Origin of the sequence: Chitinophaga filiformis (assembly GCF_021646545.1) — a bacterium.
GTDB classification, from domain to species: domain Bacteria; phylum Bacteroidota; class Bacteroidia; order Chitinophagales; family Chitinophagaceae; genus Chitinophaga; species Chitinophaga filiformis_A.
Map to the genome: position 1 here is coordinate 299,735 of NZ_JAKIRP010000005.1, position 14,379 is coordinate 314,113.

8 protein-coding genes are annotated in these 14,379 nt (G+C 45.7%); 5 read left to right on the forward strand and 3 right to left on the reverse strand.

Going from position 1 to position 14,379, the window contains the following annotated elements:
* Positions 1 to 511: 511 nt before the first annotated feature.
* Both L3C95_RS15775 and L3C95_RS15780 read left to right on the forward strand, forming a co-directional pair.
* Positions 512 to 4,597, forward strand: coding sequence for a two-component regulator propeller domain-containing protein (locus L3C95_RS15775; RefSeq protein ID WP_236388985.1), 4,086 nt, complete (start codon positions 512 to 514; stop codon positions 4,595 to 4,597).
* Positions 4,598 to 4,608: 11 nt separating this feature from the next.
* On the forward strand, positions 4,609 to 5,169 hold the full coding sequence (locus tag L3C95_RS15780; protein WP_236388986.1) for an SMI1/KNR4 family protein: 561 nt from the start codon (positions 4,609 to 4,611) through the stop codon (positions 5,167 to 5,169).
* 58 nt (positions 5,170 to 5,227) lie between these two features.
* Here the strand turns inward: L3C95_RS15780 and L3C95_RS15785 are convergent, their stop codons facing one another.
* Positions 5,228 to 6,304, reverse strand: a complete 1,077-nt coding sequence (locus tag L3C95_RS15785) for a WD40 repeat domain-containing protein (protein ID WP_236388987.1) — start codon at positions 6,302 to 6,304, stop codon at positions 5,228 to 5,230.
* 176 nt (positions 6,305 to 6,480) lie between these two features.
* Between L3C95_RS15785 and L3C95_RS15790 the strand changes: the two genes are divergently transcribed.
* Positions 6,481 to 6,951: a VOC family protein gene (locus tag L3C95_RS15790; protein WP_236388989.1), complete on the forward strand. Its 471-nt coding sequence runs from the start codon at positions 6,481 to 6,483 to the stop codon at positions 6,949 to 6,951.
* 61 nt (positions 6,952 to 7,012) lie between these two features.
* Here the strand turns inward: L3C95_RS15790 and L3C95_RS15795 are convergent, their stop codons facing one another.
* Together L3C95_RS15795 and L3C95_RS15800 are read right to left on the reverse strand one after the other, a co-directional pair.
* The gene (locus L3C95_RS15795) at positions 7,013 to 7,183 is read right to left on the reverse strand and encodes a hypothetical protein (RefSeq protein WP_236388991.1); all 171 of its coding nucleotides are present in this window, start codon (positions 7,181 to 7,183) and stop codon (positions 7,013 to 7,015) included.
* The gene (locus L3C95_RS15800) at positions 7,173 to 7,700 is read right to left on the reverse strand and encodes a hypothetical protein (protein ID WP_236388993.1); all 528 of its coding nucleotides are present in this window, start codon (positions 7,698 to 7,700) and stop codon (positions 7,173 to 7,175) included. The genes L3C95_RS15795 and L3C95_RS15800 overlap by 11 nt, the downstream gene beginning before the upstream one ends.
* A 594-nt stretch (positions 7,701 to 8,294) precedes the next feature.
* Between L3C95_RS15800 and L3C95_RS15805 the strand changes: the two genes are divergently transcribed.
* Together L3C95_RS15805 and L3C95_RS15810 are read left to right on the forward strand one after the other, a co-directional pair.
* A complete protein-coding gene (locus L3C95_RS15805; protein WP_236388995.1) occupies positions 8,295 to 11,150 on the forward strand; it encodes a TIM-barrel domain-containing protein in 2,856 nt (951 codons plus the stop codon).
* A 106-nt stretch (positions 11,151 to 11,256) separates the two neighbouring features.
* Positions 11,257 to 14,370, forward strand: a complete 3,114-nt coding sequence (locus L3C95_RS15810; protein WP_236388997.1) for a SusC/RagA family TonB-linked outer membrane protein — start codon at positions 11,257 to 11,259, stop codon at positions 14,368 to 14,370.
* Positions 14,371 to 14,379: the final 9 nt, after the last annotated feature.

Sequence of the window (14,379 nt, forward strand, 5' to 3'; positions counted from 1 at the left end):
CACTTTTTTAACCCTAAATGCAAACGATTGCGAAAAAAAGAGAGCAAACCTTTGGTTATCACTTATAGGGGTATTACATTTGTTGTGTCAATCATATATTCCCGGGATCGGATATTAGTTACCTCCAGTTGAAGTGAATGAATGAAATCATCCCGGAAAATAGCTGATCAGCCAATATAAGCTCAAACATCCAGCGAAAATTTCATCATAAAGAAATAAAAAAGTATTACTAGTTAGCTTTTATCGTGGGAACAGGTTTTGTGAGGTAGATGTATGTCCAGTTTTATGTCTAAATCTGGTCAGATGAAGACAGGTGAAATGGGCAAATTCTTTCAACTACGGCCATGATGGACTAACTTGAAAAGTATTGAACTCTTTATGGACCTGAGTACCATAACGTGGAATTTTAGCACAAAGGTCGAATTCTTTCGACCTTTCTTTTTTTATTTACCTTAGAGGGCTATATTGTAGAACAGACATTTAAAATTCTATATCCGCGTTAATTACACCAGTGGACAAAAAACTATTTATTCTATTCCTGCTGGCATTCCTGCCCGCCTTACTAAGAGGACAAACAAGCGCGTCGCAATACCAGCTGACCAGGATAGATATTACTCAGGGACTTTCAGCGAACCAGGTCAATTGCATCCTGAAGGACAGTCGCGGGTTTATGTGGTTCGGCACCATGTCGGGCCTGAACCGTTACGATGGCTACAACTTCAAGGTGTTCCGCCAGGACCTCAGCGATTCCACTACCCTTTCCGACAACTTCATCAGCGGTCTCATGGAAGGCCCGGATGGCCTGCTATGGATCACCAGTCGTAATGGCCAGAACATCTATCATCCTGATAAAGGGAATTTCCAGCGCGACATCCGGCCTGTACTCCGGCAGTATGGCATTCCCGGGGACTCCGTGAGCCAGATCCTGAAAGACAAGGCAGGCATCTATTGGTTTGTTGTACCGAAAAATGGTTTATTCGGTTATACACCTGCTACACATAAAGCCACAAAGATACAGTTCAAAGCCGCAGAGAACAGTCCTGTTGCTACGCTTGCAGAAGACTCAGCAGGCAATATCTGGATACTGCATGCAGATGGCCTTCTGCAAAGAATGGACGGCCGCAGTCACCAGATCGTTTACCAGGTACAGATGCCGGAACAGAACGGTAGCAGCAAACAGCAGGACTACCAGATGATGGCCGACAAGGACAGCGATCTCTGGATCTTCAGCAATTCTGATGTACAGGGCGTCTATTATTATAATCAGCGCCAGGCCACTTTTACACACTACAACCAGAATACCGGTACAGTAAGGCTCAATACGAATATCGTGCGCGGCGTCGCACAGGATAACCAGGGCCTGATCTGGATAGGTACAGACCATGGCGGATTGAATATCATTGATAAACACAGGCAATCGATACAGTACCTCCTTAACAATAGTGAAAATCCTAAAAGCCTGAGTCAAAATAGTATCAATGCCCTGTACCGTGATAACTCCGGTATTATCTGGATTGGTACATATAAGAAAGGTATCTGCTACTATCACGAGAATATTGTTAAGTTCCCTTTGTACCAGCACCAGGTATTTGCCGCCAACAGTCTTCCCTACGATGACGTTAACCGTTTTGCGGAAGATGCAAAAGGCAATCTCTGGATAGGTACCAATGGCGGTGGATTGATCTACTTTGACCGTCAGCATAATACCTTTAAACAATACCTGCATGAAGCGGGCAATCCTAATAGTCCCAGCGGGAATGTGATCGTGAGCCTTTGGATAGATCGTGCGCAGAAATTGTGGATCGGTTCGTATTTCGGCGGACTCGATTGTTTTGACGGCAGCCGTTTTATCCATTATAAAAATGATCCTGCCGATCCCAATAGCCTTAGTGATAACAACGTCTGGGAGATCTTCGAAGATAGCCAGCAACGGCTGTGGGTAGGTACATTAGGCGGAGGATTGAATATACTGGACAGAGCGACCGGCAAGTTCCAACGTTTCGTTAGCGGAGCATCCAATACCATGCGATCGCTTTATATAGCAGCCCTGCTGGAAGACAGGGCCGGCAATATCTGGATAGGTACTGCTGATGGCATGGATGTCATGAACAAAGCAGGTAAGTTCACGCACCATGGTACTGTTGATAAACAACCGGATGGTCTGAGCAATAAGAACGTTATCTGTATGTTCGAAGACAGCCGTGGACTGATATGGATAGGCACCAGTGAAGGGTTAAACCTATATGATCCGGCAACGAAGAAGATACGCATCCTGCGCAGGGGAAATGGCTTGCCCGACAATACGGTGCTGAACATCCTCGAAGCGAAGGATAAAACATTGTGGATGAGTACCGCCAATGGTATCTCCAATCTAAGCATACAAGGGCAATCGCCGGACTATGTCTTTCACTTCAAGAATTATGATGAATCTGACGGATTGCAGGGAAGAGAGTTCAATGAAAATGCTGCCTTAAAGACCAGCAAAGGAGAGCTCATATTTGGCGGGGGTAATGGTTTCAATCTTTTTTATCCGCATTCCATTGCTATTAATCAGAGTGTGCCGCCCATTGTATTTACTGACTTCCAGATCTTCAATAAAAGTATGGAACCCGGTGAAACTATTAACGGGCGTACATTGTTGGAGCAATCTATCGCACAGACCAAACGCATCACGTTAAAATACAGGGAGAATGTATTCTCCATTTCCTTTGCTGCATTGAATTATTTTCATCCAGAAAAGAACCAGTATGCCTACATGCTCGAAGGCTTCAATAATGAATGGCTGACAACAGATGCTAATCTGCGTAAAGCCACTTATACCAATCTCGATCCCGGCGACTATACCTTCCGCGTGAAAGCATCCAACAATGACGGCGTTTGGACGCCTGCTCCGGTGGAATTACATATCACTATACTTCCCCCTTTCTGGAGAACGCCGCTAGCATTTATATTGTATGCACTGCTTATTATCGGAGCGCTGATACTGGCCAGAAGGATCGTGCTGGAAAGGGAAAGGCTACGTGCACGTATTGAGCAGGAGAAACAGGAAGCGCAGCGTATACATGAACTGGATGCGCTAAAGATACGCTTCTTCACGAACGTGAGTCACGAATTCCGTACGCCACTGAGCCTGATCATCACACCACTGGAGAAGATACTGGGTAAAGGGCTGGAGAATAATTTACAACAGCAGCTGGTACTCGTGCAACGTAATGCGCGCCGCCTGCTCAATCTCGTAAACCAGCTGCTTGATTTCCGTAAGATGGAAGTGCAGGAGATCAAATTGTACACCAGTGAAGGAGATATTGTGGCCTTTATTAAAGAGCTGACCACCTCCTTCTCCGATCTCTCGGAAAAGAAACAGATACACCTGGATTTTCATAGCAGCATCAAAGAGCTGAACATGCTATATGATCCAGACAAGATAGAAAAGATCATCTTTAACCTGTTAAGCAATGCCTTTAAGTTTACACCGGAACAGGGAAATATTTCTGTGGATGTACAACTACAGCATGGGTCAGTGTTGGCGATTATGGTTAAAGATACCGGTATCGGTATTCCTTTGGAACAACAGGAGCGGATCTTCGAAAGGTTCTTCCAGCACGACATTCCCGGCTCTATGGTCAATCAGGGAAGTGGTATTGGATTGAGTATTACACGTGAGTTTGTGAAGCTGCATGGCGGCACCATCTCTGTTGATAGTACACCTGGTATGGGTAGTTGCTTTACCATTCAGCTGCCTGTACAGGGTATATCGGGCAAGCCTGTCACCACGGCGCCGGAAACAACTGCGATCATGTCTGCGGCTCCTGTTACTGAGACCGCCCCTATAACATATAGTGGTAAAAAACCGCTGCTGTTGCTGATAGAAGACAGTGAAGATTTCAGGTTCTACCTGAAGGATAACCTGAGTGCTCACTTCCATATTATCGATGCGCCGAATGGACAGATAGGATGGAATATCCTGCAGCAAACGGTTCCCAACCTGGTGGTGAGCGATGTGAACATGCCGGAAATGGACGGCCTGGAGCTTTGTCGCCGGATACGGCAGCAGCAACGCCTGGCACATTTACCTGTCATCCTGCTTACAGCGCGCGCCTCAGAAGAAGATCAGCTGGAAGCCTTAGATAATGGAGCTACAGACTACATCACGAAACCATTCAACTATGAGGTATTGTTGTCGCGCATCCGCAATATCATTACGCAACAGGCATCACTGAAGAAGACTTTCCAGCAGCATATAGACGCGCATCCGGAAGAAATAGCCATCTCTTCACAGGATGAACTGTTTATACAGCAGGCCTTGCAGATCGTCGAAAAGAATATTTCCAACCCGGATTTTTCTGTAGAGGAACTGAGTCGCGAACTGCATATGAGCCGGGTATCGGCATATAAGAAACTGTTGTCACTTACAGGAAAGACGCCGCTTGAGTTCATACGTTCCATCCGTCTGAAAAGGGCGGCTCAGTTGCTGGGTAAAAGCCAGCTGACGGTAGCGGAAGTAGCGTATGAAGTAGGATTCAATAATCCTAAGTATTTTGCGAAATATTTCAAACTGGAATACGGCGTATTGCCTTCAGCATATAAGAACACTTAAAACCGACTTCTATGCAAGCATTTCTCAACAAACTGGACAGTCTGCTGGCAAGCAAGAGAGCAGCTTATTATGCTACTTTACAACCGGGACTTTCGACGGAAGAAATAACAGCACTTGAAAAGGAGTTTAATGTAACGATCCCTGCAGACCTTCGGGCACTATACCAGTGGAAGAACGGACAGCGTGATGATTCTTATGAGGCATTTGTCAACAATTCCATGTTCCTGTCGCTCGAACATGCCCTGGCCACCGCAAAGGAACATACTGCCATGATCGGAGAAGATTTTGAGCTGGAAAACTGGTGGCATCCGGCCTGGATCCCCATCTTTGACAATGGTGGCGGTGATTGTATCTGTTATGATACTGCGGGTGTGTTTACCGGCATCAGGGGGCAGATCATCGAGTTCTGGCATGCGGATAATGACAGGAACACTATCGCACCTGATCTTACTACGTTTATCATTTCACTCAATCAGCTCTATACAACTACTGCTGCGGAAGATTTCGATGAATATTTTGAAGTGAAGGCGCCCGAGGGCTATCCCAAGGGGAATTATGCCGGAGAAAGCTAAACAAAGTGAATACAGCGGATAATATCCGGCATGTGATGATGCGAGAGGAACTGAACAATCAGAGAAGTATTTCAGGGAGGTTGTATGTTCTTACTTCGCCGGAGTTGTGCGTCAATAATAACTGACGTTGCTTCGTCAGTGTAACGGTGACAATCTCTCCTGCATAATCGATCACTTCATTGGGCTTAGTCGTAGGCCGGCCGGCCATATCGTAGGCCCTGATCTCACAACCTTCAGGAATGAGCTCTCCGGTGCAGCTCAGACTTTCCCTGTCTATCAGCAATAACCTGCCAAAGCGTGTGAATGCGAGCAGCGTCTTATCGTTCACATACAATACAACATATTCAACACTGTCGCCATCGTCTGTAGTCGGGTATTCATTCCTTTCTGCGAACAGCTCGTCACTTTCCAGGACAGCGGTCTTTTTTATTTCAGGAAACGAGAACAATCCGATCCCATCTTCATGATGCGGCGCTGTCACAAATTCTTTTCCGTCAGGAGAAAAGCTTCCCATGATCTTGTCATGGCACTCAGATAATTCTTCGCAGCTGATCTTCCCATCCTCTAATCGCACCCGGTAAAATAAACTGGCATCCTGTCCGGCAGCTGCCTCAACGATCATCGCTTTTGTATCGGGTGTAGGATAGAACATGTAGTTGTAGTCCTGGTTTCCATCCATCATCCAGGTATCTACTACTTTAAAATCGCATGCTCTGACTGTATATAAGATGTCATTCTCCAGCGCAGAACTGCCGGGTATGATAAACCAGATCAGTTGTCCGTCGGATGAGAACGCGCAGGGCGATCCCAGGAACTTACCCCATGGCTCATGCGGAAGAGCCCACAACAAATTAGCGTCGAGGTCTAATATGCGTATCGTCTCATTACCGGAAAGGGCCATCATCTTTCCATCAGGGCTTGCAGTGATCATGCAGTTGACGTAGTTGATGGTCTGTGCCTGCAGGTCTTTCTTCCATACCTGATTGAATGATTTGTCCAGTCGGATGACGTGTGGATCTTTATTAAAATTGAGGAGGTATCCGCCATCAGCCAGCTCTGTTATACAGATGGGATTAGCTTCCAATGCTAACCGTTGCTGGATATTGAGTGGTATTTGTGTAAATGTATTTCCCATATCTCGCCGGTGATGCAAATTAACGGTTATATTCGAAAGTTTATGGCTCAGTATGGTATATCATGATGAAAATTAATACTGTCCTGATCGCCCCTTTAAGAAGTCCTCTTCACACCGCTTTTGTGCCGATTTCTGAAGGTAAGTTTGTTCTATCAACGCACCTAAAAAATTCTGTTATGCAAAAGATCACTCCTTTCTTATGGTTCGACACCCAGGCGGAAGAAGCAGCAAAGCTGTATACTTCCCTTTTTAAAAATTCATCTATCGGAAAGATCAGCCGCTATCCCCCGGGTGTTCCCGGACAGGAGGGGAAAGTAATGACGATAGAGTTCACACTGGACGGGCAGGACTTTATCGCCCTGAATGGCGGACCTCATTATTCTTTTACACCTGCGGTGTCTATGTTCATTAAGTGTGAAACGCAGGAGGAAGTAGATAGATTATGGACAGCGCTTACGGAAGGCGGTTCTGAGGACAGATGTGGATGGCTGAAGGACAAGTTCGGCTTATCCTGGCAGGTAGTGCCTGACGGTTTACAGGAGTTACTGCAGGATAAAGATCCCGGCAGGGCACAGAGGGCCGTAAGCGCCATGATGCAAATGCAGAAACTGGATATAGCGGTGCTGGAAGAAGCGGCGGCGGGATGAGATGATATAAAAAAGCCTGCCGGGTTAATGCGGCAGGCTTTTATTTTATTTAAGCATACGTTTATATCTCTTTCAAAGTCTTTTTTGACTTTATGGATTTTACAGCTTTAGCAGCCTTAAATATCCTGGCGGTTCTATTATCATGATATTTTTTACTGGCCTGGGATCTTTCCTCCTGTACACCAATAAAACCAATTTCGTCAAGTTTATAATAGTTGTTATTATTTCCCATTGAAATAGTCTTTAAAGTACGAATTTACTAATTTTCTGGCAGCTGGGGTGAATATCCCCAATCTTCTTCCATAAATAATTTCTGCCCCCAGTGTATCCATATAATGCTTTACGAGCTGAGTTTTCGCTGTAAATGCAATGTGCCCTTCAAATCCAAGATCAAAACTTGTTTTACACGCAAAGGCGACCAGATTGCCGGCCACTCCTGCATATTTTTTATTTGGTCCCAAATTCTGCGGGGCACTTTCCAGCAGGTGCATTTCAATATACCCTTTTTTTATTTCAAGGCAGGCCAGTCCCTGAATAACGGTATCCCCCCTGATCATCAATTTGAATACCTTGCTGTTTTCTCTGTCACATTCAAACTTCCAGTTAAAAATCCAACCTCTTTTTTTTAAAACGTCCCTGATATCTTTTTTTGATGCCTCGTCGAGAATAGTTTTCTTTTTTATCCCGGTGGCAATTTCTTCTATACAATCAGTTATTTTGTCAATAAAGAAACAGTTTTCTATTGTCATTTGGATTAACACTTAATTACTTCCTTAATGGTGGTTTGTTTACTTAGCGATATTACGAAACCTCAAATTGCTACCAGTTAATGAGAAGTTAAAGATTTGAAAATTATCATATAACGATCCCATTTAATCAATTTAAATTTCAATACACCAATAAAAAGCTAATTAATCCGGCAGGCTTTTTATCTTCCCAATACGTTATTTATCCAATCCTCATTATGTTTCGTCTATTATAACAGTCAAAATTGAACCGGATTCTCTTCAGCTGGCGCTTGATGCTTTCACAGAGGTTACAAGACTATACACCTCAATCCTTTAACAGGGAACAAAAAATAAAACATGACAAAGTCAATCAATGACGGAGCATCCCATTATCTTATTTAGCACACCCGAATTAACAATTTATACCCTTTCCTTTATCAAATCCTCCCATTCCCACTCCCCGGCAGTTAACATTTACACCCCTAATCACAAACAATACCGTCCCCTTGGTCTTAAACTGGACTGCTAAATTTGTCTCAACACGTTAGCAATAGAAACTATTAATAATATATTCTATCAGCTGCCAACAATAATTATCAGATCAATTCCATGGATATGAAGAAAAAGAGACTACTCCCGGTCCTGGCATTTACCTTTTGCATGCAGTTCTGTTATGCAGGAAAAATTGAAAGATTTAAGGATGGTTTGCTCGTACGGTTAGAAAAAAGTACTGCCGGAGGAGTTAAACAGGTAAGATTACAGGTAATTACTGACAACATTATCAGGGTAACTGCCAGCCCGGCAGATTCCATTTCCGGAACGCCCAGCCTTATGGCTGTTGTAAGCGGCACCCGCGAAGTGAAATGGACCAGCGAGGAGAAAAACAACCAGGTTACATTAAAGACAGGCACATTAACCGCCAGCATTGATCTGACTACCGGAGAAGTGGTATTTAAGGACCTGAAAGGCCAGGTGATACTGCAGGAAAAACAGGGTGGCGGTAAGACCTTCACCCCCGCCGTGATTGATGGGAAGCCACTTTACAAATTACAGCAGGTATTTGAATCGCCTGCCGGAGAGGCTTTCTATGGACTGGGCCAGCACCAGACAGGGTTAATGAATTATAAAGACCAGGATGTAGACCTCACCCAGTACAATTCTATTGCGGTGATCCCCTTCCTGGTATCCAGCAAGCATTACGGTATATTGTGGGATAACTACTCTATTACCCGTTTCGGAGATGACAGACCATATGAAGAGCTGAGCAGCCTGCAGTTATCCGACAAAAACGGCAAACCCGGTGGCCTGACCGCTACCTATGCCATGCGGAATAAACCAGACAGCATCTTCCTGCAAAAACAGGAGTCACTGATCGACTTTACCTTTCTGCCTGATCTGAAGAAAATGCCTGCAGGCTATCCGATGGGGAAAGGCATTGTTACCTGGGAAGGTGACATCAGCTCTCAGACCGGCGGACAGGAAAAATTCTATATGATGGCTTCAGGTTACACCAAAGTATGGATAGACGGGGAATTAAAACTCGACAAATGGAGGGAGGGATGGAATCCCGGCCCCTCTATTTTCCGTCACCAGCTGGAGAAGGGCAGGAAACACAGACTTAAAGTGGAATGGATCCCGGAATCTGACCAGGCGTTTGTTTCTGTTAAACATCTCTCTCCTACCCCTGCAAAGCTGGAGAACAAGGCAGCGCTGACATCAGAGGCGGGCGAAAAGATAGACTACTACTTTGTGTATGGTCAGCACACAGATGATGTCATCAACGGCTACCGTACCATCACCGGTAAAGCTACTATTGTTCCAAAATGGGCATTAGGTTACTGGCAAAGCCGCGAGCGTTACAAAACACAACGTGATGTGATCAGCACTGTGCAGGAGTTCCGCAAAAGACAGATACCGCTGGACAATATCGTAATGGACTGGTCTTACTGGAAAGAAGATGCCTGGGGTAGCCAGGAGTTTGATCCGGCGCGTTTCCCTGATGCAAAAGGCATGATAGATTCCCTACACAATATTTATCATACACACTTCATGATATCGGCCTGGCCTAAGTTCTATAAAGACATTCCGAACTACACGCTCTTTAATGACAAAGGCTGGCTCTATAAACAAAGTATTAATGATGGTATCAAGGACTGGATTGGCCAGGGATATGTGTCTACTTTCTATGATGCATTCAATCCAGGCGCCCGTCAGCTGTTCTGGCAACTGCTCAGCAAACACCTGTTCAGCAAGGGTGTGGATGCCTGGTGGCTGGATGCGACAGAACCCGATGTGCTGTCAAACGCTACTATCGACTACCGCAAACAACTGATGAACCCTACTGCGCTGGGGCCATCTACGCAATACTTTAACACTTATGCCCTCCTGAATGCAAAAGGTATTTATGAAGGTCAGCGCAAGGAAAAGCCAGACCAGCGCGTATTTATTCTGACACGTTCAGCATATGCCGGCATGCAGCGCTACGGGGCAGCTACCTGGAGTGGCGACATTGCCTCACGCTTTGATGAACTGGCAAGACAGATACCTGCAGGATTGAATTTTGGTTTGTCTGGTATGCCTTACTGGACAACAGATATCGGAGGATTCTATGTAGAAGATAAATATGACCAGCCTGATCCGCAGGGAGCTGATCTGCAGGAATGGAGAGAACTGAACACCCGCTGGTTCCAGTACGGCGCTTTCTGCCCCCTGTTCCGCTCGCATGGACAGTATCCTTATCGGGAACCGTTCAACATTGCAGCTGAAAATAGTATCGAATTGACGTCAATGATCTATTATGATAACCTACGTTATCGTTTGATGCCGTATATTTATTCTATTGCAGGACAAACCTATCATCGTGGTTACACCATGATGCGTGCGCTGATCATGGATTTTGACAAGGATACTGCTGTCAGGAGCATTGGTGATCAGTTTATGTTCGGTCCTGCATTGCTGGTAAATCCGGTATATACTTATAAAGCTCGCAGTCGTAAACTATATCTCCCTGCCAACACGGGCTGGTACGATCTTTACAACGGCACTTATACTGAAGGTGGACAATATATTACCGCGGAAGCTCCGCTGGACAGGATCCCCTTATATGTAAAAGCAGGCAGCATTGTTCCTTTCGGTCCGGCTATGCAGTACACTGCACAGCGTCCGGCCGATACGATCACACTTTATGTATATAAAGGTGCCAGCGGAAAATTTGCACTCTATGAAGATGAGGGTGTCAATTATAATTACGAAAAAGGGCAATACAGTACCATTAACCTCACATACGATGAAGCTGGCCAGACGCTGACAATAGGCAAGCGGGAAGGTAATTTCCCCGGCATGTTGCAGCACAGGACCTTCCGTATCGTGAGCGTAGGAAAAGATAAACCAGTGAACATGGATTTCGACAACAGGAATGCAACCGTCATTCCGTATGATGGTACAGAGAAAAAGATTTCATTAAAAAACTAACCACGTACATGACAATGAAGAAGTTTTGACAATTGACACGTTGTGAATTGTATTCACGTATGACCATCAGATAAAAACATCCCGTAACTACTAACATTCTAACATTATGAAAACTGCTTACAAAATCAGAGATTTTGTGACTGCCTGCATGATCCCCGTTTCATGCGGATTAAGCAGCGTGTTGCTGATGACGATGCTGTTGCCCGTCAACGTGGCAATGGCGCAAACAGCCAAAAGAGCGCTTTCCGGAAAGGTAACAACCGGAAAAGATAACAGTCCTTTGCCAGGAGCCAGCGTACGTATCAAAGGCACCAACAATGGCGCGATTACTGACGCTAACGGTAGCTTTAACCTGCAGGTGAGCGACAGCGATTCACTGGAAGTAACCCTTGTCGGTTTCACCAAACAGGTGATCTCTGCAAGAGGTAAATCGGCGCTCACTGTAAATCTTTCCGAAGGTGCTACCGGACTGGACGAAATCGTGGTAGTAGGTTATGGCACCGAAAAGAAAAAACTGGTGACCGGCGCTATTGACCATGTGAACACACAGCAGCTGGAACAGAACCACGCGCTTCGTGTAGATCAGGCCTTGCAAGGACAGACACCCGGCGTACAGATCACCGCTACTTCGGCTCAACCGGGAGAAGGCATGAAAGTGCGCATCCGCGGTACAAGCACTGTTGGTAACGCTGATCCACTATATATTGTGGATGGTGTACCTACTTCTGACATCAGCTACCTGAACGCTTCAGACATTGCAGCGATGGATGTACTGAAAGATGCGGCATCTTCCGCCATCTATGGTGCAAGGGCAGCAAATGGTGTTGTGCTGGTGACTACGCGTAAAGGCCGTGCAGGCAATATGAAAATGTCTTACGACTCCTACTACGGTATACAGAATCCTTCACATAAAGTATCTGTGCTTAATGCACACGACTATGGTGTTATCATGAACGAGATGGCGATTAACTCCGGTTCCGTTCCTTATTTCACTGTGGATCAGCTCAGCAAACTAGGTAAGGGTACTGACTGGCAGGAAGCGATGTATAATAAGAAAGCCCCCATGCAGAACCATTCCCTGGCATTTGCAGGCGGCAATGAGACTTCTGTGTTCTCTTCTTCCGTTGCCTACACAAAACAGGAAGGTGTCATCGGTTTGAAGAACCAGTCACAATACGACAGGCTCTCTTTCCGTATGAACAGCGAGCACAAAATGTATAAAGACATTGTGATATTCGGTGAAAACCTGACCTACACGCAATCCCGCAAAAGAGGTGTTGGTGTGGGTAATATCTACGGCAACGCTATCCGCTCTGCGTTCACAGTAAGTCCGCTGTTCCCTGTATACAATCCTGATGGTAGCTACGCTAAATCTACATTCAACGTGCAGGAAGCTAACCCGGTGGCAGTAATGGACTATCAGAACCAGAACAAAGCCAAGACTGACCGTATCATGGGTAATACCTACCTGCAGGTATCTCCTGTTAAAGGACTGACCTTACGTACAGACTTCGGTATTGATATCAGCAATACAGATTCAAGAAGTTATACGCCGATATACAACCTGTCTACCAACGTGGTGAATGAGCACTCCCGCGCTACACAGGGCATTTACCGCACACACACCTGGAACTGGGATAACACCCTCAACTACCAGCGTGATTTCGGTAAGCATAATGTAGGCGTACTGGTAGGGATGAACTCTAACGAGACAAGAGCTTCCTACCTGAACGGTTACAAACAGGACCTGACCAAAGAAGGTCTGGATAATGCCGTTATCGACAACGGTACTACAGACAGTACACAACGCATCTTCGGTGCGGACAGTTCTGCCACACTCTATTCTTATTTCGGACGTATCAGCTATTCTTATGCTGACAAGTATATGTTCACCGCTGTGGTAAGATCGGACGCGTCTTCCCGCTTCGGACAGAACAACCGCAGAGGTACGTTCCCTTCCTTCTCTATTGGCTGGGTACCTACCAATGAGGATTTCTTCAAACTCTCCTGGCTGGACTTCCTGAAAGTACGCGCAGGCTGGGGACGGAATGGTAACCTTCCTACGGGATATTATCAATACCTGTCTACCATCTCTACACAATACCTGGGTTATTATTTTGGTAGCGGCGACCTTCCTTATATCGGTGCAGCGCCTATCAAGATATCAAATCCAGATCTGAAGTGGGAAACTTCAGAACAGGCTAACGTGGGTATCGATGCAACGCTGTTCAGAGACTTCAACCTGACAGTAGATGTATACCGCAAGACAACAAAAGACTGGCTGGTACCAGTGAATGTACCTGCTGTTTCCGGTGCATCAACAGTGCTGATCAACGGAGGTAATGTACGCAACCAGGGTGTGGAGGTTTCCCTGGGCTACAATCATACCTTCCATAATCTGACAGTGGGTGTGAATGGTAATATCGGTGTGAACCGTAATGAGATCACCGATATCCCCAACCGGGAAAAGATCATCAACGGATCAACAGGCATCACCTTCGCAAGTATGCCGGAATTTTACCGCGCACAGGTAGGCTACCCAATGGGTTATTTCTACGGATATAAGACGGCAGGCATTTTCCAGAATGAAAATGAAGTAGCTTCTTATGTAAGTAAAGACGGTAAGAAGATACAGCCTAATGCACTCCCTGGTGATGTTCGCTTCCAGGATCTCAATGGAGACGGTGTGATAGACAGCAAGGATGAGACGCAGATCGGTAATCCTTATCCTAAGTTCACCTACGGTCTGAACGTCAACCTGGGGTACAAAGGATTCGATTTCTCTGCTTCACTGTATGGCAACTATGGCAACCAGATCTGGGATGGAACACATGATTTCTCCAGCCCGCTCAGCAACTACAGGACAGAAATACTGGGCCGCTGGACTGGTGAAGGTACTTCTAACCGCATCCCACGTGTTACAGATGGCGCTGAGCTGAACCAGAACTGGATCCGTTCTTCCGACCTGTATGTACACAATGCGTCTTTCCTGCGTATAAAAAGCCTGAACCTGGGATATGATTTCAAAAAGGTATTACACACATTGCCTTTACAGCAGCTGAGATTATACGTTTCTGCCACCAACCTGTTCACCTTTACTCCTTACAAAGGCGTAGATCCTGAAGTAGGTTATGGTCCTACCGGATGGGCTTCCGGCATCGACCTGGGTACTTATCCGCAACCAAAGACAGTACTGGTTGGTCTGAACGTTAAATTCTAATCCGGTAAA

What these genes read in the sequence shown, in the direction of transcription:
- L3C95_RS15780 (WP_236388986.1), top strand. Translation starts at nt 4,609, where the DNA reads ATGCAAGCATTTCTCAACAAACTGGACAGTCTGCTGGCAAGCAAGAGA.
- L3C95_RS15785 (WP_236388987.1), bottom strand. Translation starts at nt 6,304, where the DNA reads ATGGGAAATACATTTACACAAATACCACTCAATATCCAGCAACGGTTA.
- L3C95_RS15790 (WP_236388989.1), top strand. Translation starts at nt 6,481, where the DNA reads ATGCAAAAGATCACTCCTTTCTTATGGTTCGACACCCAGGCGGAAGAA.
- L3C95_RS15795 (WP_236388991.1), bottom strand. Translation starts at nt 7,183, where the DNA reads ATGGGAAATAATAACAACTATTATAAACTTGACGAAATTGGTTTTATT.
- L3C95_RS15800 (WP_236388993.1), bottom strand. Translation starts at nt 7,700, where the DNA reads ATGACAATAGAAAACTGTTTCTTTATTGACAAAATAACTGATTGTATA.
- L3C95_RS15805 (WP_236388995.1), top strand. Translation starts at nt 8,295, where the DNA reads ATGAAGAAAAAGAGACTACTCCCGGTCCTGGCATTTACCTTTTGCATG.
- L3C95_RS15810 (WP_236388997.1), top strand. Translation starts at nt 11,257, where the DNA reads ATGAAAACTGCTTACAAAATCAGAGATTTTGTGACTGCCTGCATGATC.